The 20,889-nt window shown below is 40.3% G+C and carries 17 protein-coding genes; 8 read left to right on the top strand and 9 right to left on the bottom strand.

Translation table 11 applies throughout. The features are described 5' to 3' along the window. Window positions 1-169: 169 nt before the first annotated feature. The 3 genes from IFO69_RS21480 to IFO69_RS21470 are packed head-to-tail and all read right to left on the bottom strand — an operon-like array spanning window position 170 to window position 3,547. On the bottom strand, window positions 170-748 hold the full coding sequence (locus IFO69_RS21480; protein ID WP_192012216.1) for a Maf family nucleotide pyrophosphatase: 579 nt from the start codon (window positions 746-748) through the stop codon (window positions 170-172). Beyond that, on the bottom strand, window positions 745-2,049 hold the full coding sequence (locus tag IFO69_RS21475) for a DUF1015 domain-containing protein (protein WP_192012215.1): 1,305 nt from the start codon (window positions 2,047-2,049) through the stop codon (window positions 745-747). Before IFO69_RS21475 ends, IFO69_RS21480 begins: the two co-directional genes overlap by 4 nt. Next, window positions 2,042-3,547, bottom strand: a complete 1,506-nt coding sequence (locus IFO69_RS21470) for an acetyl-CoA carboxylase biotin carboxylase subunit (RefSeq protein ID WP_192012214.1) — start codon at window positions 3,545-3,547, stop codon at window positions 2,042-2,044. Before IFO69_RS21470 ends, IFO69_RS21475 begins: the two co-directional genes overlap by 8 nt. Window positions 3,548-3,723: 176 nt before the next feature. Here IFO69_RS21470 and IFO69_RS21465 point away from each other — a divergent pair, with 176 nt between their 5' ends. Both IFO69_RS21465 and IFO69_RS21460 read left to right on the top strand, forming a co-directional pair. Continuing rightward, window positions 3,724-4,974, top strand: a complete 1,251-nt coding sequence (locus IFO69_RS21465; RefSeq protein ID WP_192012213.1) for an aminotransferase class I/II-fold pyridoxal phosphate-dependent enzyme — start codon at window positions 3,724-3,726, stop codon at window positions 4,972-4,974. 97 nt (window positions 4,975-5,071) lie between these two features. Continuing rightward, window positions 5,072-5,248, top strand: coding sequence for a histone H1 (locus IFO69_RS21460; RefSeq protein ID WP_192012212.1), 177 nt, complete (start codon window positions 5,072-5,074; stop codon window positions 5,246-5,248). 54 nt (window positions 5,249-5,302) lie between these two features. On the opposite strand, the gene dapA is transcribed toward IFO69_RS21460, so the two are convergent. The 3 genes from dapA to ligA are packed head-to-tail and all read right to left on the bottom strand — an operon-like array spanning window position 5,303 to window position 9,138. After that, complete coding sequence (gene dapA / locus IFO69_RS21455) at window positions 5,303-6,163, bottom strand: 4-hydroxy-tetrahydrodipicolinate synthase (protein ID WP_192012211.1); 861 nt, start codon at window positions 6,161-6,163, stop codon at window positions 5,303-5,305. Window positions 6,164-6,165: 2 nt separating this feature from the next. Beyond that, window positions 6,166-6,657, bottom strand: a complete 492-nt coding sequence (locus tag IFO69_RS21450; RefSeq protein WP_192012210.1) for a DUF6913 domain-containing protein — start codon at window positions 6,655-6,657, stop codon at window positions 6,166-6,168. A gap of 15 nt (window positions 6,658-6,672) precedes the next feature. Further along, window positions 6,673-9,138 carry an NAD-dependent DNA ligase LigA gene (ligA, locus tag IFO69_RS21445; RefSeq protein ID WP_192012209.1) on the bottom strand — a complete coding sequence of 822 codons (2,466 nt, stop codon included), beginning with the start codon at window positions 9,136-9,138 and terminating at the stop codon, window positions 6,673-6,675. A 141-nt stretch (window positions 9,139-9,279) separates the two neighbouring features. On the opposite strand from ligA, the gene IFO69_RS21440 reads away from it, so the two are divergent. Then, entirely contained in the window at window positions 9,280-9,915 is a 636-nt protein-coding gene (locus IFO69_RS21440) for a TetR/AcrR family transcriptional regulator (RefSeq protein ID WP_192012208.1), read from the top strand. A gap of 15 nt (window positions 9,916-9,930) precedes the next feature. Here IFO69_RS21440 and xseB read toward each other — a convergent pair whose 3' ends face one another. Next, window positions 9,931-10,134 carry an exodeoxyribonuclease VII small subunit gene (gene xseB / locus IFO69_RS21435; protein ID WP_192012207.1) on the bottom strand — a complete coding sequence of 68 codons (204 nt, stop codon included), beginning with the start codon at window positions 10,132-10,134 and terminating at the stop codon, window positions 9,931-9,933. Next, window positions 10,124-11,440 (bottom strand): exodeoxyribonuclease VII large subunit, encoded by a 1,317-nt coding sequence (gene xseA / locus IFO69_RS21430; RefSeq protein WP_192012206.1) that lies wholly within the window; start codon window positions 11,438-11,440, stop codon window positions 10,124-10,126. Before xseA ends, xseB begins: the two co-directional genes overlap by 11 nt. A 208-nt stretch (window positions 11,441-11,648) precedes the next feature. Between xseA and IFO69_RS21425 the strand changes: the two genes are divergently transcribed. From IFO69_RS21425 to IFO69_RS21410, 4 genes are all read left to right on the top strand, one after another. Beyond that, a complete protein-coding gene (locus IFO69_RS21425; protein ID WP_192012205.1) occupies window positions 11,649-12,560 on the top strand; it encodes a dihydrodipicolinate synthase family protein in 912 nt (303 codons plus the stop codon). After that, the gene (locus IFO69_RS21420) at window positions 12,560-13,999 is read left to right on the top strand and encodes an aldehyde dehydrogenase (NADP(+)) (RefSeq protein WP_192012204.1); all 1,440 of its coding nucleotides are present in this window, start codon (window positions 12,560-12,562) and stop codon (window positions 13,997-13,999) included. Before IFO69_RS21425 ends, IFO69_RS21420 begins: the two co-directional genes overlap by 1 nt. Window positions 14,000-14,019: 20 nt before the next feature. After that, window positions 14,020-15,018 (top strand): 4-hydroxyproline epimerase, encoded by a 999-nt coding sequence (locus IFO69_RS21415; RefSeq protein ID WP_192012203.1) that lies wholly within the window; start codon window positions 14,020-14,022, stop codon window positions 15,016-15,018. A 300-nt stretch (window positions 15,019-15,318) separates the two neighbouring features. Further along, entirely contained in the window at window positions 15,319-16,566 is a 1,248-nt protein-coding gene (locus IFO69_RS21410) for an NAD(P)/FAD-dependent oxidoreductase (protein WP_192012202.1), read from the top strand. Between the two features lie 1,318 nt (window positions 16,567-17,884). Here IFO69_RS21410 and IFO69_RS21405 read toward each other — a convergent pair. Beyond that, window positions 17,885-18,769, bottom strand: a complete 885-nt coding sequence (locus IFO69_RS21405) for an AraC family transcriptional regulator (protein ID WP_192012201.1) — start codon at window positions 18,767-18,769, stop codon at window positions 17,885-17,887. Between the two features lie 222 nt (window positions 18,770-18,991). Between IFO69_RS21405 and ggt the strand changes: the two genes are divergently transcribed. Beyond that, complete coding sequence (ggt, locus tag IFO69_RS21400; protein WP_225444253.1) at window positions 18,992-20,734, top strand: gamma-glutamyltransferase; 1,743 nt, start codon at window positions 18,992-18,994, stop codon at window positions 20,732-20,734. Window positions 20,735-20,889 lie beyond the last annotated feature (155 nt).

Here is a 20,889-nt window from a genome sequence, read left to right as displayed (position 1 = left end):
TATGCCCCCTGTCCTACAAGGACACGGGGCTTTTTTTTGTGCCATAAAACATAAGAAGACCTTAAAACAGGTACTGATGCTGTATTTTAATAGCGGGTTGCTTAAACACAAAAGCCAAGAACTATCATAATAGGTCTTGGCTTTTGTGTTTGAAAATGGCTTTATAAACCTACCAGTTTTTTAACTCTTCATATATGCGATGAACAGGAAGTCCCATTACTGTATAAAACGATCCAATTATTTTGTCCACGGCTGCATAGCCGATCCATTCTTGTATCCCATATGAGCCTGCTTTGTCAAATGGATGATATTTGTCAATATAATATTCCATTTCTTCATTGCTTAAGTGTTTGAAGTGCACTTCGGTCATATCATCAAAGACTACTTTTTTGGTTTTATCGAAGATGCAAACTCCTGTAATGACGTGATGAATGTTCCCCGATAGTTGCCTCAACATGTGGATGGCATCATCTTTATCTTTTGGTTTGTTTAATACCTTTTTGTCAATAAGAACGGTTGTGTCTGAAGTAATCAAAATCTCATCCTCTTTCAGATCATTTTCAAATGCCAGAGCTTTCTTTTCGGCTAAAAATGCTGCTACTTCGTTATCGGGTAAATTGGCTGGAAAATCCTCATTTACATCTTTTAGTTTTATATCAAATATCAAGTCAAGACCTTTAAGAAGCTCTTGTCTTCTTGGAGATTTAGAGGCTAGGATAATTTTTTTATTGGGAAGTAAGGTTTTCAAGGATTGAAATATTTTGAATATGGATAATTGAATTCTTCACTGTTAATGGAGCCAAAGAGCAATCCGGATAAAGCTTTTGGATAAAAATAGGTTGATTTCTGCGGCAACGTATGTCCTGAATGACAAACGGCCATAACTTCTTCCATAAGGATTTCGCGCGTTATGATGGCTAGGTCTACTTCTTGGCCAGCTACTTTATGTTGGCAACGTAGCAAGTTTTTTTCATACAGCAAATTTTCATCAAAACGTTGTTTTCTAAATGGAATACCTAAAACTTTGTCCACAAAGAAATAGTGAAGGACGGATAAATCCAAGTTTTTAACTACTTCTGGAAAAGCACTATTGTATTCATTAATCTTGTTCTCTTTTAAGGAAATCAAATATGCTTTGTCTCTAAATATTAATATGAAAGACCATTTCTGTTGTAAATTCATGGGGTCGATTTCATCAGTGTCATAAATGATTTCAATGTCAAAATATTTTTTACTTTTGTCCAAGACGGTTTCTCTGGAGATTCCTAATTTTTTGACTAAACGATGAGTTGGAAGTATTTTTAAGTTATTGGAACGAGAATTGGTCAAGTACATCATATGATAATTGTAGCCCTCATTTCCATTGTGATTTTTGTTTACTTTAGCACACTGATGTTTGTAATAAATGGCTGCTTGCAATCGGTGGTGTCCATCGGCCAGAATTATTTTTTTGTCCTTCATAAAGGATATAAAGCGAGCAATAATGGATGTATCTGTAATTACGGATAGAACTTCCCTCACTCCTTGGTAATCCTTCAAGTCATATATTGGTTTTTTGATGGATTCATCCATATAGGCTTCCAATAAAAATGAGGTATCTTCATATAAACCATGTGTTGGGCTTGACTGGATTTCTGTGGCGTTCAATAGGTTGACTCTTTCTTTAACTGAATGGGCAATGGTGTCTTCATGCCTGAGTATTTGCCTTTCATCCCAGTCGTAAGCCCTGATGTGGATGACAAAACCTTTGCGACAATGTTCTTTTGATGATCCAGGAAGCCTGAAATACTGGTAATAAACATATATTCCAGGAAGTTGATCTTGGATGATCACGCCCTGATCCTTCCAGTTTTTCAACAAAGATGATGTTTTCTGTACTGTGTGATCTTTATGTGGCAGTGTAAAGTGAATACTATTGATGGGGTTTGAATACAGTAAATCCAATTGGGTTGGAGAAACTACATCAAATAGGGGGGAAGTAAGCTTCTCCAAAGAATCAGTGTATCTAGGATGATATCTCCAAGCTTTCAGCGGTAATATTTCAGCCATTCCATCTTCTTTTATTCCAATTTGATAGGTTCTTGGTCTGCGGATCGATGTTTGAAGGTTTGCTTTTGTTTTTGTCAGAAGCAAATAAATGCACAGCTATTGTCGCTAGGATTTCAGCTTCTTCCTCATCAAAGGTGTTATTTAAGTTTTCTGGAGTAAAATACCTTTCGATAAATTTTGTATCAAAATTGCCGGATCGGAATGCTTCATGGCTCATGACGAACTTAGCGAAAGAAAGTGTTGTCTCAATTCCTGTGATCTTATAGCCTTCGATAGCCCTGATCATTTTGTTAATAGCTCCAATACGGTTTTCGTCGTAGGTGATCAATTTAGCAATCATAGGATCATAGAAAATAGGAATATCCATTCCTTCGGCAAAACCATCATCAACTCGAATACCAGGTCCATGAGGCTTTTTATAGAAAGATAGTTTTCCAATGTCTGGTAGAAAGTTGTTTTTGGGGTCTTCAGCATAAACACGAACTTCAATGGCATGCCCTCTAATGGAAAGGTCATTTTGCGAAAAGCTTAACTTTTTCCCTGCGGCAATATAGACCTGTTCTCTCACCAAGTCTTTTCCGGTGATCATTTCTGTTACAGGGTGTTCTACCTGAAGCCTGGTGTTCATCTCCAAAAAATAAAAGTTGAGTTTTTCATCTACAATAAACTCTACAGTTCCTGCTCCATAGTAATTACAAGCTTTGGCCACATCTACTGCCGCTTTGCCCATCGCTTCCCGCATTTGTGGAGAGACCACTGCTGAGGGTGCTTCTTCTATGACTTTTTGGTGTCTTCTCTGAACAGAGCATTCTCTTTCAAATAAGTGTACAATGTTTCCATGCTGATCGCCTAATATTTGAATTTCAATATGCCTTGGAGAGGTGATGTACTTTTCTATAAAAACAGCTCCATCTCCAAAAGCAGACTTTGCCTCACTGACTGCACGCTGCATTTGTTCTTCGAATTCACTCTCTTGCTCAACTATACGCATACCTTTTCCACCCCCACCGGCGCTGGCTTTGATTAGAATAGGATAACCTATTTCCTTTGCGGTTCTTTTAGCTTCACCAATGTCCGAAACAGCTTCTTCCGTTCCAGGCACCAAGGGGATATTGTATTGGGATACAGCCTTTTTTGCAGCAAGCTTACTGCCCATGATTTCTATGGCGGAAGCTGAAGGTCCGATGAATAGCAGTCCAGCATCTGTTACTTTTTTGGCAAAGGTTGCGTTTTCAGATAAGAAGCCATAACCTGGATGAATGGCATCTACTTTTAATGCTTTTGAAAGTTCAATGATTTTATCACCTAAGAGATAGGATTTGTTAGAGGGGGAAGGGCCTAGGTAAACTGCTTCATCTGCATATTGAACATGGGGGGCATTTCTATCTGCGTCACTATATACAGCTACTGATTGAATGCCCATTTCTCGGACAGTTCTCATGATCCTCAGGGCAATTTCCCCTCGGTTGGCAACTAGGATTTTTTGTATGCTACTCATGGTTTTACTTTGGGTATTTTTAAGATTAAAAAAGCATGTATTGAAAGATAAGAATAATGTGTGAATAACTGAAAAGCAGGGCTATTTTTGCACAGGATTATAAAAAGTGCTATTTTTGGGGGTTTTAACGAACAGTATAAGAAGTAAGCATTAAGTACTCTAAACGATTATAGGTTTTGGATATATTTGAAAAACTACACACTAATCTAGGTCCTTTGGGCAAGCATTCTGACTTGTCAGAGGGATATTTCATGTTCCCTAAATTGGAAGGAGAAATAGCTCCTAGAATGAAATTCAAAGGGAAAGAAGTCCTTACTTGGAGCTTGAACAACTACCTTGGATTGGCTAACCATCCAGAGGTAAGAAAAGCAGACCAAGAAGCGGCAGCAAGATGGGGAGCTGCCTATCCGATGGGTGCCAGAATGATGTCTGGTAATACGGATTTGCACGAGCAGTTGGAAAGAGAATTGGCAGCGTTTGTAGGTAAAGAAAAAGCTTATTTGTTGAATTTTGGCTATCAGGGAATTATGTCAGTGATCGACTCTTTAGTGGATCGTAAGGATGTGATTGTATACGATAGTGAATGCCACGCCTGTATCATTGATGCATTGAGAATGCATATTGGTAAACGTTTCGTATTCCCACACAATGATATGGAAAGCTTCGAGAAGCAGTTGGTTAGGGCTGAGAAGCTTACCAATGAAACTGGAGGAGGCATTCTAGTGATCACTGAAGGAGTGTTCGGCATGACAGGTAATATGGGGGACCTCAAAGGTATTGTTAAACTTAAGGAGAAATACCAATTCAGGTTGGTTGTGGACGATGCTCACGGTTTTGGAACTATGGGACCAACAGGTGCTGGAGCAGGAGAAGAGCAAGGTGTCCAAGATCAGATTGATCTTTATTTCTCTACTTTTGCTAAATCAATGGCCGGTATTGGTGCGTTTATCGCTGGTGATGAGAAAGTAGTTCACTACTTGAAATACAACATGCGTTCACAGATTTTTGCTAAATCCCTTCCTATGGTATTTGTAGAAGGCGGGCTGAAAAGATTGGAATTATTAAGAAATAACCCTGAGCACAAAGCCAATCTTTGGAAAGTAGTCAACGCACTTCAGAACGGTCTCAAAGAAAAAGGTTTCAGCATTGGTACCACTACCACTCCTGTTACACCAGTTGTATTGAACGGTACAGTTGGGGAGGCTGCAACTTTGAGCAAAGACCTTAGAGAGAACTATAATATTTTCTGTTCGGTAGTTATTTACCCAGTTGTTCCGAAAGGAATGATTATCCTAAGGTTGATCCCAACTGCGGTGCATACTTTGGAAGATGTGAAGGAGACAATTACTGCCTTCGAAGCGATCAAGGATAAGTTGACCAGTGGCTATTATAAGACCACTGAATTGGCTACTTCTTTTGGGGAATAATTTCCAAAAAAAGTGCCTGATCTGTTGTTTTATAAACATTTTGACTATATTGTTGGAAAAATAAAACTTATCATCAACCAAAAAATTAATTTTTACTATGAGCAGATTTAGTGAAATCAAGGATCTAGTTATGGCTTTGGAAGCTGATTTCGAAAAGTTCTATGACAAGGGAAACCAAGCTGCAGGAACTAGAGTTAGAAAAGGCATGCAAGATCTTAAGAATATTGCACAGGACATCCGTAAGGAAGTTCAGGATATCAAAAATCAAGGTTAATAAATTCCTTCGTATAAAAAAAGGTGACCAGCTCAGTTGGTCACCTTTTTTGCTTTAAACGCTTTCTGACAAAAGCTTGATTTTATCCTCGAGACTTTTACTTGCCCTTAACAGTGGTAATCTCACTTGATCTCCACAAACACCCATTTGCTTCAACAGGTTCTTAACCCCCACGGGGTTGCTTTCAGCATACATCCAGGAGTTGATATCCAATAACCTAAAGGTAGCCTCTTTAGCTTCATTTATACTTCCATGACTGATAGACTTGAATATTGCAGGATAGGCATTGGCCAAAACAGAAATTACTCCTTGGCAGCCTATAGCCCTCATAGCTGCGGTAAGCATATCATCTCCAGAGATCAATAAGAATCCTTCTGGCTTTTCCTTCACAATTTTCATGCATTGGACCAAGTCTCCGCTTGCCTCTTTTACACCAATGATATTAGGGTGGTCGGCCAATTTTAAAGTAGTCTCCGCTGCTACATTGGACATAGTTCTTCCCGGTACATTATAAAGGATGACAGGAATAGGGCTTGCCTCAGCTACTTTGATATAATGCTGGTAAATACCTTCTTGGGTCGGTTTGTTATAGTAAGGGCTTACAGATAGTAATGCCCCAACACCAGAAAGGTCTGTATCATTGATTTCATCAATGGCAGCTTGGGTGTTGTTTGCGCCAATTCCGTAAACAATAGGAACCCTGTTATTGTTTATTTTAATTGCTTCTGCAAGGACGATTCTCTTTTCTTCTCTGGTCATGGTAGATGCTTCTCCAGTGGTTCCTTGTACCACCAAATAGTCTGCACCACCTTGGATCACATGTTCGATTACCTTTTCCAGCCCAATAAAATCAATTTTTCCATCCTCTTCAAAAGGGGTAATCAACGCTACTCCTGTCCCAATAAATTGCTCCATTTCTAAATTATCTTCTTTAGGTATTTAAGTAAATTTTCAATATTTGATGTTAGATCATCCTGTTCTTTGGTGAGCATAAGATCTAATAATTCACCTCCTTCAGGTGAATGAAAGCCTATCTTATAGGCAGCGTGTTTGTTTTTGGTTACTAAATGCATGAAGGAGTTTAAGTCATCCACAGCAACAACGAAGATATCTGCCTGATCATTCAAAAAGGATTGCAAAGATGCGTTTGGCTTTCCTAATAGGTTGAAGTCCTTATAGGCAAAGTTATTTTCGCTATCTTCCACTTCGTTATAATACCTTCCTGAGAAGGAGAGTTCATTTGGCCAATTTGCTCGCACAACACGCTCGATCACATGCAAATCTTCATTTGAAGCCGCTAAAATATGAATTGATTTTATATCCTCAATTGATTTTTTGTTTTTCTGGTAATCAATTGGTCTGTTTTTTTTGACTTCAAGCGCGATAAAGAACTCTTTGATCCATTTCATCTTGTTAGGATTAGGTTATTGCTTATCGATCATTTGCATAAACTCTGCCTCAGAGATTAATTTCACGCCTAACTTTTCCGCTTTTTCCTTTTTGCTTGGCCCCATATCTTCTCCTTCAATAATAAAGCTAAGACTTTTGGAAACCGATTTAACGTAAGTGCCACCGTTTGCTGTGATCACATCTATAATTTCATCGCGTTTAAAGTGATTTAGCTTTCCTGAAGCCAATATTTTCATTCCCTCCAAATTATTGCTTTCCAACTGAGGAAGGTCTTCTTCTTTGATCTCGAAATGAAGCCCATGAGCCCTTAGCCTTTCAACCATTTGGAGATGCGTTTCTTGCGCAAAAAACTCTTGAAGGCTTTGCACTAAAGTTTCTCCTACACCGTTGATTTCCAAAAGCGCCTCTATACTGGCCTCCTTCAAATCATCAATGTTTTTGAAATGCTGAGCCAGAATTTGAGCGGTGTTTTCACCAATATTTCTTATCCCAATGGCAAAAAGTACCTTCTCAAAAGGCTGTTCTTTGGAGGCATTAATTCCTTGAAGCATATTTGAGATTACCCCTTCTTGAAAGGTGTTTCCTTTTAACTTTTTGATTTTATCCTCTTGGTCACTGCTCAATTCAAAGTTAAAAGTGAGCACGATATCATGCACCGTATTGTTTTTCTGACTGATTTTGCGAAGCTCTTCCACACTGATCTGATTTCCCACAAACATGGCCAAAACCACAGAGGTGGGCACAAAGTCTTCAATTTGATCATGTTCAAGGCCAGTCAAGAGCTCGATGAATTTTTCAAGGGAAGCAATATTTTGGCCTACTTTTTTATTTTGGTTCCTGATGAAGGTTGAGAAATTCTTAAGTTTTGGGCTTTGTTCAAGCGTTTCGTTTTCCGTGAGGTATTTATCAATTGCAGAAAGGGCAATGCCTTCTGTAATGGAGAAAAGAGCTTTTCTCAGCGCTACATACAGGTAACCATCGCTACTCTTTTCATATTGGTCGGAATTGATTTCCAAGCCTAATAGTCTGTCTTTTTGTGATTCCAGCTCATATAGGTCTGCTGGATTTTCCACATAACCTTGATTGATTAATGCCCTGATCCTTTCCGTGCCCATGCTATCAATATTCATGGCTCTCTTGGATACGAAGTGCTCGATCCTTCCCAGGATTTGAGGAGGACAGGAAGTGGTATTTGGGCAGAAATGCTTTGCTTCACCTTCTTTGCGTTCTAGTTGCGTGCCACACTCAGGGCAGTGGCTGATATAAGCAATTGGTAATGCATTGGGTTTTCTTTGGTCGATGGCTACACCTGTTATTTTAGGAATGATTTCTCCTCCTTTTTCCACATAAACGGTGTCTCCATCATGTAAGTCCAGCCTTTCTATCTCGTTGGCGTTGTGCAAGGAAGCCCGTTTGACGGTAGTTCCTGCAAGCAGTACTGGGGAAAGGTTTGCCACAGGTGTAATGGCACCTGTTCTGCCCACCTGATAAGTGACAGACATCAGTTCACTTTCCGCACTTTCCGCTTTGTATTTGTAGGCAATGGCCCATCTGGGTATCTTGGCAGTAAAGCCTAATTCTTCTCGTTGGTCGTAATTGTTGATTTTCAGTACTACTCCATCAGTATCCAAAGGAAGCTCATGACGCTTCTCTCTCCATGACTCGATATAGTCCAATACTGAATTGATATCTGTACAGTTTTTGTAAGTAGGGGAGATGTTGAATCCCCATTCTTCCAACAACTGCATGGCCTCAAAGTGATTATCCACACCGATGTCATCGCCAAGGAGTTGGTAAAAGTAGCAATTAAGCCTCCTTTTAGCCACCGCGCCGCTGTCCTGCATTTTTAGGGTTCCAGAGGCAGTGTTTCTTGGGTTGGCCAAAAGGGCTTCTCCATTGGCTTCCCGCTCTGCATTGATTTTTTCAAACTCTTTGATGGGAAGAAATATCTCTCCACGTACTTCAAATTTTGCAGGGATGTTTTCTCCTTTTAAATAAAGAGGGATATTTTTAATGGTTTTGACGTTTTCGGTCACATTGTCCCCTCTAAACCCATCCCCTCGGGTGACTGCTCTTACCAACTCTCCATTTTCATAAACAATACTTATGGCTACTCCGTCAAATTTTAGTTCACAAAAATAAGTATAGGATCTATGTCCCAAACCTTTGGCTACACGCTCGTCAAATGCCAGCAATTCCTCTTTACTGTAGGTGTTGCCCAAAGACAGCATTCTGGTTTCATGCTCAACAGTTTCAAACTCTTTGGTAATGGTTCCTCCAACTCGAAGTGTAGGACTGTTTTTATCCTGGTATTCGGGAAATTGTTCCTCTAAGCTGGCCAATTCTGCCAAAAGTTGATCAAACTCATAATCACTGATTTCACTCTTGTCTTCTTGATAGTAAAGATGGTTGTGACGATTGATAGTCTTTGTTAATTCAGTAATACGATTTTGGGCTTCTTTGTTCGAAACGCTGCTCATGTAGGTCCTATAGTATGTTTTAAAATGAATGTTCAAATCTACATTTTTTAGAGGAATTTAACGGATACGAGACCTGTATAATTTAGAATGCTTAGCTATTTGGAGCTTAATGGCTATATTTGAAAGTCAGTTAGGAAGGAAATGAGTAATAAGCAAGAAGTAGAAGTAAAAATCATGGAAGCAGCTAATGAGCTGTTTTTCAGAAAGGGATTTAAAAATACCACGATGGACGATATTTCCAAGAAATTGGGAATGAGTAAAAAGACTGTTTATCAGTATTTTCCAGGGAAGTTGGAGTTGCTGGAAGCTTCTTTTAATCTATTGAAAACAAGGTTAGGGTTAAAAGTGGAGACCATTCTTCAAAACGAGGAATTGACCTTTTTGATGAAGTTAAAATCAATGCTGTCTGCTATAGCCAAGGATTTGGCTCATATCAACCCGGATTTATTAGAGGATTTAAGGGAGCATGTTCCGGCAGTATGGGCAGCTTTGGAAGACTATATCAGGACTTCGGCCTATTTGCGTTTTCAACGCTTGATTCAGGATGGAATAGATCAGGGCTTGGTCTCTGATCATGTGGATAAGAGTATGGTAGTGATTTTGTATGCTTCTGCTATCCAGAACTTAATCGACCCTAGGTTTTTGGGCCAATTTCCCAGGGAGATGGTGACAAGTTTGAAAGTAAATCCTGCCAAAATATATGATCAGGCCATTTCGATTATTTTTGAAGGGATTTTGACTCCTGAGGCCAGAGAAGAATACATCAAACAAAAATAGGAGGAAGCCTATAAGCTAGGCCTCATCCTCTCCAAAAGCTTTTAGAATGTCTTCCTCGGTCATCCTAAGCTTGTTTTTGCATTCCTTTACCAGTTTGCTGGCTTCGCTGACCAAAGCCGATAATTCATCGATGCTCTTTTCATCATCCTCCAAGAGTTGGACGATTTCCTCGATTCTGGCCATGGCCTTATCATAACTGAAATTCTCTTTATTGCTCATTTTTATGGATAGAATTGACGGTACTTGTAATAACTTCCTTGCTGGTGTATGTTGTCAGGATATCTCCAGCTGATATAGCTACCTGTTTTAAAGGTTTTCCATTGATTTCTGATCTGGTATAGCCTTTTTGGAAAAAGGTCATAGGGTCTAGCCTGTTAAGATCTTTATTAAGTCTTTCTAATTTTTGTTTTTCCTGTAATACAATTGACCTGATAAGCTTCTTGAAGTTTTCATCCAAGTGATCCAATTGATTAGCTTTCAGTTTGATCAATTGTCCTGAACGGGACAATATATTGTACTGTGATCGCACTGTTCTTTCCTTCTCCCGGTTTACTTGGGAAAGGAAGATGTTTTTGAGTAAATGTTCTGTATTGTTGATCCTTCGATCTTCTTTTTGTAGCTGGTAAGCCGCATGTCTTTCCAATTGTTTTAAGCGTCCTTCGATTTGGTCTTCAAAATCCCTAAAGCCTGAAAGAATAAATTCAGCCACTGCAGTAGGTGTTTTCATTTTGCTGTGCGCTACCATGTCAGCAATGGATTCATCCCTTTCGTGGCCAATGCCGGTAACTACTGGCAAGGTAGTGTTGGCGATAGCCCTGGCCAAGTTGTAATCATCAAAACAATCAAGGTCCAGCTGTGCACCGCCCCCACGAATGATGACCAATAAGTCAAAAGAATGTTCCTGAAGTTTTTCTTCCACTTCATTGATTGCATTGATGATGCTATTAGCTGCTTGATCTCCTTGCAGGGTTGCGGAAAAAAGCTTCCAATGTACTTTATACCCTTCTCGGTTGTGGTCAACTTGGTTGGTGAAATCCCCAAATCCAGCAGCACTGGGAGAGCTGATTACTGCAACTCTTTGTGGAACTTTGGGCAGAAGGAACTGTTTATTGAGGTTCATCAGTCCTTCCTTATTGAGTTGGTCTATGGTTTCTTGGCGTTTTCTTGCCTTTTCCCCCAATGTGAAGTTGGGGTCAATATCTTTGATATTTAAGCTTAGACCATAGACTTCATGGAATTGAACACCAACTTGGGCAAGGACCTTCATACCACTTTTGAGAGGTTGCCCGGTAATATGGGTAAACCTGGAAGCAATTCCTCGGTAGGTGTAAGACCAGATATTGGCTTTGATTTTAGCTAAGATCTGCTGTTCACTTTTCTCCACCAGTTCCAAATAAGCATGGCCCCTAGGAGAGTCCCTGATTTCTCCAATCTCAGCAATGACCCAATATGAAGGAGCCAGATGGCTATCCAGTGCTTGTTGGATTTGTTGGTTAAGCTCTAATAAGGAAAGTGGACTTAGCATGGGACAAAGTAAATAAAAAATAAGGAGGTGGAATTGGAATCTGCTATCTTTCTATAAAGATCTGGGATTAATGGAGTATCATACAGTAAATGAAATTCCCATAGTTGGTTTTTACAAGCTTATCAATATGGTATTATATATCACTAATTTGGTGCAATTATGGTATTAGAACAAGCGCTACATTTGTCTTAAACAAAATAAGAGAACTATGAATTGGAACGGAGTTTTTCCTGCTGTCACTACGAAATTTAATGCTGATGGTAGTATCGATTATGATATGTTTTTTGTTAACCTTGAAGCCCAAATTGATGCAGGAGTGAGCGGAGTGATTTTGGGCGGGACACTTGGTGAATCAAGTGTCTTGGATGATGAGGAGAAGCTGGAGTTAACCAAAAAGACGATCGAGAAGATAGCTGGTAGGGTGCCTGTAATTCTCAATATTGCAGAGGGAGCTACCTCCAAAGCGGTATATTGGGCCAAAAAAGCAGAGGAAATTGGAGCGGAAGCATTAATGCTCTTGCCTCCCATGAGGTACCCGTCAGACCATAGGGAAACTGTTACCTACTTCAAGACCATTGCTAATGCGACTTCTTTGCCGATCATGATTTATAATAATCCTGTTGATTATAAAACTTACGTGACCTTGGAGATGTTTGATGAGCTTATGGAATGTGAAAATATCCAAGCCGTGAAAGAGTCCACCAGGGATGTTTCCAACGTGACAAGAATGAAAACCAGGTTTGGAAACCGTTACAAGATTTTGTGTGGTGTGGATACCCTGACCATGGAAAGTGTCTTGATGGGAGCGGATGGTTTGGTTGCTGGCTTGGTATGTGCTTTTCCAAAGGAAACAGTGGTATTGTTTGATTTAATTAAAGAAAGGAAAATTGATGAGGCTCTGGCCATTTATAGGTGGTTCTTGCCATTGCTAGAGTTGGATATTCATCCTAAATTGGTCCAATACATCAAACTTGCTGAGCAAATGGCGGGTATTGGAACGGAGCATGTCCGTGCACCGAGATTAACCTTGGTAGGAGAAGAAAGAAACAGAATTGAAGCGGTCATTCAAAAGGGCCTCGATCATAGACCGGAATTAGCATCTTTAAAAACCAGCGTGTAATGCAAATAGATCAGGTATTAAACCAATCCACAAAAGCATTTAAAAAATATAAAAACACCTCACTTAAAGAGAGGGCCAACTTCCTAAAGGAAGTAGTTTCCTGTCTTGAAGAGGTAAAGGAGGAATTGGTCCCTATAGCATGTGAGGAGTCCCATTTACCAGAAGGTAGAATCTCAGGAGAATTTGGCAGAACCACAGGGCAAATAAAACTCTTTGCTTCTTATATTGAAGAGGGCAGTTACCTGGAGGCCACTGTCGATCATGGGGATCCGGCGAGGACACCAGCTCCAAAGCCAGACTTGCGTCGGTTCTTGGTTCCAATTGGGCCTGTGGCCGTTTTCGGAGCCAGTAATTTTCCTTTGGCATTTTCTACCATTGGAGGAGACAGTGTGTCCGCGTTGGCTTCAGGCTGTACTGTGGTCTATAAAGGTCACCCCTCTCATCCAAAAACCTCTTTGCTGGTCTTTGGTGCCATTCAGAAAGCTCTAGAAAAATCTGATTTGCCTAAAGGCGTTTTCCAACTTGTGGAAGGAGGCATAGAAGAAGGTCAAGCATTGGTAAAACACCCACTGACTAAAGCAGTTGGATTTACTGGTTCTTTCAAAGGAGGAAAAGCTTTGTTTGATTTAGCAAACAACCGTGAAGAACCAATTCCGGTGTATGCAGAGATGGGAAGCACAAACCCTATTTTTGTAACGGAAGGGATGCTTTATGGAGACATTGAAAGATTGGCCAGTCAGTATGCGCAATCACTGACCATGGGCGTGGGACAGTTTTGTACGAACCCAGGTATTATCTTTATTCCTGAAAAGTATGCTCACAATTTTGCAGAAAAGGCGGGAGCAGTTTTGGAAAGCATCGATGGACAGACCATGCTCAATGGGGGTATCCAAAAGGCTTACAGTAGTGCATTAGGCGACTTAGCGCAATCTGAAGCATTGAGCTGGAGCAAAAAGGCAACTGATACTGGCTTGGGAGAACCGGCTTTGGCCATGACCAATGTCCAAGATTGGCTAGCAAACAAATCTTTTCAGGAAGAAGTTTTTGGCCCATTTGGAATCGTGGTTTCTTATAGAAATCAGGAAGAACTCCATGATGTAGCGGAACAACTTCAGGGACAATTGACCATTACCCTTTGGGCCGAGGAGAAAGAGTTAAAAGAGCTAGGAGAGTTGATCAGCCAACTTCAAGAGAAATGCGGAAGATTATTGTTTGGTGGAGTTCCTACCGGCGTGGAAGTTGGGTATGCCATGCAACATGGAGGGCCTTACCCTTCTACTTCTGACAGCAGAAGTACCTCGGTCGGGGTATATGCCATCAAGCGGTTCTTGAGGCCTTTGGCCCTTCAAAATTGTCCAGATAGGTTGTTGCCAGAAGCCTTGAAAGAATCCAATCCATTGGGAATACCGAGAGTAGTGGATGGTAAATTGGTGCCATAAAGTTCTTGTATAATTATTGAATGAAGAAAACATTTAGTTGTATTGATTCTCATACCTGTGGTAATCCGGTAAGAGTGGTTACTGGTGGTGTCCCTTTTTTGGAGGGAGAGAATATGTTTGAAAAACGTCAGTTTTTCATTGAAAATTATGATTGGATCAGAAGAGGTTTGATGTTTGAACCTCGTGGGCACGACATGATGTCGGGATCCATGCTTTATCCACCCCATGATCCCGCTAATGATGTGGCAGTACTGTACATCGAAACCAGTGGTTGTCTACCGATGTGTGGGCATGGAACTATTGGCACGGTGACGGTAGCCATTGAGGAGGGGCTAATTGTACCCAAAGAAGAAGGAAAGCTCAGGATTGAAACTCCGGCTGGACTGGTAAAGGTTAAATATGAGCAGGAAGGTAAAAAGGTAAAGACCGTAAAACTTACCAATGTGGCCAGTTTTGTCATTGCTCAAGACTTGACCATTCATTGTGAAACATTGGGGGAGTTGACCTTTGATGTTTCTTATGGAGGGAATTTCTATGCTATCATTGACCCGCAAGAAAATTTCAGTGGGTTGCAGGACTTCACGGCTGAACAACTGATTACCATGAGCCGGAAATTAAGGAAAGCCATCAATGAGAAATATGAATTTATTCATCCTGAAAATCCCCGTATCAATGGGCTGAGCCATATTCAATGGATCGGGAAGCCCTTAGATGAATCTTCTGATGGAAGAAACGCGGTTTTTTATGGAGACAAGGCCATAGATCGATCTCCTTGCGGAACGGGTACCTCTGCACGAATGGCTCAACTGCATGCCAGGGGCAAGTTGAAAGTGAATCAACCCTTTGTCAATGAAAGCTATATTGGTTCGAAGTTTACAGGGGAAATTGTAGAGACGACTACAGTTGGAGGGATTCCTGCCATTATTCCGAGCATTGAAGGGTGGGCAATGGTCACGGGGTATAGCACCATATTCCTAGATGATGATGATCCTTACGTACATGGCTTTCAGGTGATTTAGTGGGGTTTGAGATCATAGACGCTAGACTTAAGATAGATGTGGTGGGGGACGAGACTGAATATCAGAAGCTCGTGATTAGGAATAATTGAAGGCTATGAGAAATGGTATATAGGATATTAACCTTTTAGCTTTCTACTATTACCCCAAACGCCAGTAAATTTAGTGAAGGTTGAGCATTGATAATTTTACCCTACAGCTTCGCTCTTTTTTGATAACACTGGAAATCATTTAATAAGAAGCATTTAATCTGGGTGAATAAACTTTATAATTAGACAGTTCAAGATTTGGACAAACAACGATATGAAACCAACAGTTGTAATCGGTGGAGGAATAGTGGGGCTTTTTACGGCTTACTTTCTTCATAAGGAGGGAACAGAAGTGATCGTCGTAGATAAAGGAGACATGAAAGTCAACTGTTCTACAGGAAATGCAGGTATGATCGTGCCCAGTCATATCATTCCTTTGGCCTCGCCAGGCATGATTTCAAAAGGCATTTCTTGGATGCTTTCTTCTAAAAGTCCTTTTTATATCCAGCCCAGATTGGATAAAAGATTGATCGATTGGTGTTTGCTGTTCTATAGAAACTCCAATGCCAAACATGTTCAAAAATCGATTCCATACTTAAAAGGGATCAGTTTATTCAGTAAACAGTTGTATTTGGATTTTGTAAAAGCACATGGAAATGACAACATACGACTGCAAGACAAGGGATTGCTGATGCTATATAAGACAGCAGAGGGTGAAAGGGAAGAGGCTGAATTTTGTCATGTGGCCCAAGAAAGTGGTCTAGAAGCTGAAATATTAACTATTGGGGATATCGAAAAATTAGAGCCCAATCAAAGAGTGGATGCTCGGGGAGGGATCTATTTTCCAGAAGACGCCCACTTATCTCCAAAGGATCTTTATATCCAATTGAAGCAATACCTATTTGATCAAGGGGTAATTTTAAAACCTGGAGTCAGCATAGAGGGCTTTGAAAAGGGAGTGGATAATGTCAATGCGGTGATTACCAATGAAGGAAAAATTGATTGCGATCAGGTGATGGTTTGTGCAGGAAGCTGGTCCGATCAGATTGCTAAAATGCTTGGCTTTAGATTGCCCATGATGGGAGGGAAGGGTTACAGCTTTGAATTGCCCAATACACCTCCATTGATGCAAGCCAGCATCTTGACAGAAGCGAGGGTCTCGCAAAGCCCATATGGAAATAAAGTTCGATTTGGAGGAACCATGGAAATTTCCAATAAGTCAGAGGAAATCAACCTTAATAGGGTTCGTGGAATTTATGAATCCATAAAGGCTTATTATCCTGATTTTAAAGCTGACTTTCCCCAAGAAAGTCAAATATGGAAAGGAATGCGTCCTTGTTCTCCTGATGGACTACCCTATATAGGCAAGGCTCCAAAATGGAAAAATGTGGCTTTCGGTGCAGGACATAGCATGATGGGGCTGAGTTTGGCTCCAGCTACTGGTAAAATTCTAGCTGACCTTAGCAAAGGCAAAGAAGGAATTGTTCCATTGAAAGGCTTTGCCGTGGACCGGTATGCCTAGTAGGTTTATCCATTGTTTTTGAGGGCAATCATTTTAGGTATAAAGATGTGTTGGTCCACAGATGGATAAAGATCAACACAGATGTTTTGTGGCGCTAGAGTTTTCGAGGGTGGTTGCAGTATGACTATTGTTGTCTGGCCTTATCGAAGCCAGGTATAAGTTACTTTTATTTTTAATGCACCAATATTCATGAGTGTCGTTTGTTATAAAATGTAATAGCCTGCATATGGCTGGCAGACAAGGACAAACTAGAAACTTCTTTGTCCATTGAAATAGAATGATATTGGTAAAACGATATTGAAATTGTGTTATTTTGGTAAAACGTTGTCCCAAGGATCAGGGTAATCCCAGCTTTACCCCAGCTTTACCCCAGCTTTGATGTAGCTTTACCCTAGCTTTGCTACTACTTTAATGCTAGTTTGAAGGTTCTTTATGAGGAGAAAATTCATTCGTGCATGGTGGAGGGGAGTAGAGTTTTAGGCTGAAAGCTAAAAGCTAGAAGTCTAAGGCTGAAGGGCGAAAGTACAAAGTTTGGTGAATCGTTTTTAGAAATACGTCAGCATTTATGAGAGGCATTGAAAAGATAGAGTTTACAAATATTTTACTATGGTAATCAAAGCTTGTTGTTTCTTAATCATATCTCTTCTGGTATAGTAGTTTTACATTTGATTGCCCAAATGGAGTGCAGCTATTTACGATAAGGTTTTATTTTTTATCCCCGAAAGAATATTGGGACAGGCTTTAAACACAAAAAGTAAAAACCTAACACCTAAAGGTAGATAGGAAACCTCAAGCCAGAAATATTGCTTCTACCCATCAGGTCCACCTCTCATTTGAGAAAGCTTGCTATGGTAATCAAAGCTTTATCTTATATATACCTTGGCTTCACCATTATCTAGAAGTAAGTAAGCTGAGTGATCGATCTATCCTAAGGTAATGGCTAAGATGTGGAAGGGCAGTTTTAGGTGAGTAATGTTATATCCAGACCTTTTCCTTTCTGGTGACGGACTAAGAAGGGATGCCACGTTGAATGCGAGCACTGATGATTAAGTTTAGCAAATATTGATCTGGAAAATTGGGCTTTTCTGATTATCATCAATGGTGGCAGTAAGCTTAAATACATTGTTAAAATGGTCAGAAGCCTGATGCATCAATATCTTAACCAAAACGAACAATTGGATACACCGTTGATCGATATTGGTGCATTTGCGGATATTATACATGTGGGTTTTTCTCAAAGACCAATGGTTGTAAGGTATAATTGTTTACATTTTTGTAAGAAACCTGAATGGTGTTATTATGCGATTTCTCATGTAACTTAACTGGCTTTGTTGTGTTTTTGTGTATGGGTTTTCACATAATCAGAAGGTGTGTAGCCGGTGATTTGTTTGAACTGCCTATTGAAGTAGGAGATGTTAAAATAGCCACTATCGAAAGCTATTTCTTTGACACTGAACTCTTCTTCAATTAATTGTTTGCAGGCATGGCCTATTCGGATTTCATTGAGAAATTGGGAGAATGTCTTGCGGGTATGTTGCTTAAAATAACGGCAAAAGGCATTGATGCTCAGGTTGGCCACCCCGGCAGCATCAGCGAGGGAAATATCCTGCGAGAAGTTTTCCATGATAAAATTGATGACCATATTGACCTTGGTGGTGTCTTGGGGCAGGGAGCCCGGTTCAAAGTTAATATGGCTCAAAGCGGTCAGTTCAGTGCTTTTGGAGAGTTTATCCAGCAGTTTTAGAAGGTAAAGAATCCTATCCAAGCCACTTTTTTGAGCTATTTTTTCAGCAGAATGATAAAGGGCTTCTTTGGATTTGCCTTCCACCAATAAGCCTCTTTTACTGAATTGCAATAACTTTTTGATGCCATGGAATTCAGGAAGTCCCAACAGTTTTTCTCCCAAAGCATCAAAAGAGAATAGAATTGAAATGTTTTTGGATCTTAAATTTGTATTATCCTCATAGTAAGATTTGTCACTTCTGAAGAAATGGGGAAGGTTGGAACCCAAGATAAAAATATCACCAGTTTTGAAATGGCCGATGGCATCGCCGATAAAGTAAGTGCCTTCTCCTTCAATAATGACCATAATTTGTGTTTCTACATGGTAATGTAGGTTGTCATAAAAGTAAGGATAGTCTTCCTGTAAAATACGAACGGCCTCTTCTTCGATTTTGGCTATTTTAAATAAAATAGGCTTCATGCTAATCTGGATTAATGGTTCAATTTAATAATAAATTACAGAAGCATAGGCCAATCAAATCGATTTAAAGAGTGCCTTTTCCTTTTTTATTGGTGGTTTGTGCAGAAGAAATGATGATCGGTTTTGTTTTATGTGATATTGGGAATATTTTTCGATTAGAATAGAGGCAGACTTTTTTTAAGTTGACTTTATTATTATCAAATACTTCAATTTCCAAGAATCATGATATTTAAAAAAACGATGATCAATCGCTTCCGCATTTTTCAAGGAGCTTCTATTTTACTACTTATAATTTATTTGGCAAGCTGCGCCAGAATAAATAAAGAGGATTATTTGGAAGGGAAATCCGCTATAGGAGAAAAGGCTATGGTGGTTTCTGCCCATCCCGAAGCGTCAAAGGTAGGAATTGAGGTGCTTCAAAAGGGAGGTAATGCCATAGATGCGATGGTGGCAGTGCACTTTGCCCTGGCAGTGGTTTATCCGGCCGCAGGAAACCTTGGAGGTGGAGGGTTTATGATGTACCGTCAGTCCAATGGAAATGTTTCCTCTTTGGATTTTAGGGAGAAAGCGCCTTTGGCTGCTTATGAAGAGATGTATCAAGATGAAAATGGAGAGATCATTGATGGACTCAGCCTGGCCGGTCCAATGGCATCGGGCGTTCCAGGTTCAGTAGATGGAATGATTGAAGCCCACAAAAAGTATGGAAGTTTGCCTTTGAAGGATTTGATAGCACCGGCATATCAGCTGGCCAGGAAAGGATTTGCCATCACGGAAAATCAGGCAAACAATTACAATAGATACCGATCTGTCTTTATCAAACATAACAGGGACAGTACCCAGATTCCTTTGGTGAAGTTGAAAGGAAAATGGGAAAAAGGAGATGTGTTGGTTCAAAAAGATTTGGCCGCTACTTTGAAGCGAATTCAACTGGAAGGCCGGGATGGTTTTTACAAGGGTAAAACGGCAGAGCTGTTGGTGGCAGAAATGAAAGCTGGAAATGGTATTATCGAATTGGAGGATATGGAAAAATATGCTTCTAAATGGCGGGAGCCAATTCAGGGAAATTACAGGGGCACCAAAGTATACAGTATGGGACCTCCGAGTAGTGGGGGAATTGCTTTGATGCAACTTTTAAAAATGTCAGAACATTTTCCACTGGGAGAATTGGGATTCCATGAGACAAAAACCATTCATTTGATGACGGAAATGGAAAGAAGGGTTTATGCTGATCGGGCCAAGCACTTGGGAGATGAAGATTTTTGGGACGTACCTAAAGCACAGCTATTGGATGATGATTACTTGGCGAGCCGGGTAGCTCAAATAAACCCCGAAAAAGCAACGGACAGTGAAGAGGTGTTGGCGATGAATTTGGACCATCAGGAAAGTGAAGAGACCACCCATTATTCGATTATTGATGCTGAGGGGAATGCTGTTTCAGTGACCACAACCATCAACTCAGGCTATGGTTCAAAGGTATTCGTTACGGGTGCTGGTTTTTTAATGAACAATGAGATGGATGATTTCAGTAGTAAGCCGGATGTGCCGAATGTTTATGGCTTATTGGGAGGTAAAGCCAATGCCATTCAAGCTGAGAAGCGGATGTTAAGTGCCATGACACCTACCATTTTAGAAAAAGACGGGGAGTTGTTTATGGTGGTGGGAACGCCTGGTGGAAGTACCATTATTACTTCAGTTTACCAAACGATCCTGAATGTAGTGGATCATCAAATGAGTATGAGCGAAGCAGTAACGGCGGGTAGAGTCCACCACCAATGGAAACCCAACTTTATTTTTCCCGAAAAGGGAGCTTTTAGTAAATCCACAAAGGATGAGTTGGAAAAGATGGGGCATGAAATCAAGGAAAGAGGAAGTATAGGTAGGGTAGATGCTATCTTGGTCAAACCTGATGGTAGGTTGGAAGGCGCTGGTGATCCAAGAGGAGATGATTGGGCTGCAGGGTATTGATTATTTGTTGAGTATGATTTGGGAGAGAATAGAAAGAGGCTGTCTCAAAAGTAGATAGTTTAAAAGGCTAGCTGATTTCTCGGCTAGCCTTTCCTGTTTAACTCAAAATGGATATTTTGAGGTGTGAAAAAACAAGACTTAAATATAGCTTTTAA

The organism is Echinicola arenosa (assembly GCF_014841125.1).
Taxonomy (GTDB): Bacteria; Bacteroidota; Bacteroidia; order Cytophagales; family Cyclobacteriaceae; genus Echinicola; species Echinicola arenosa.
Note: the sequence above shows the minus strand (reverse complement) of the source record. Positions and strands in the feature narration are given on the sequence as shown.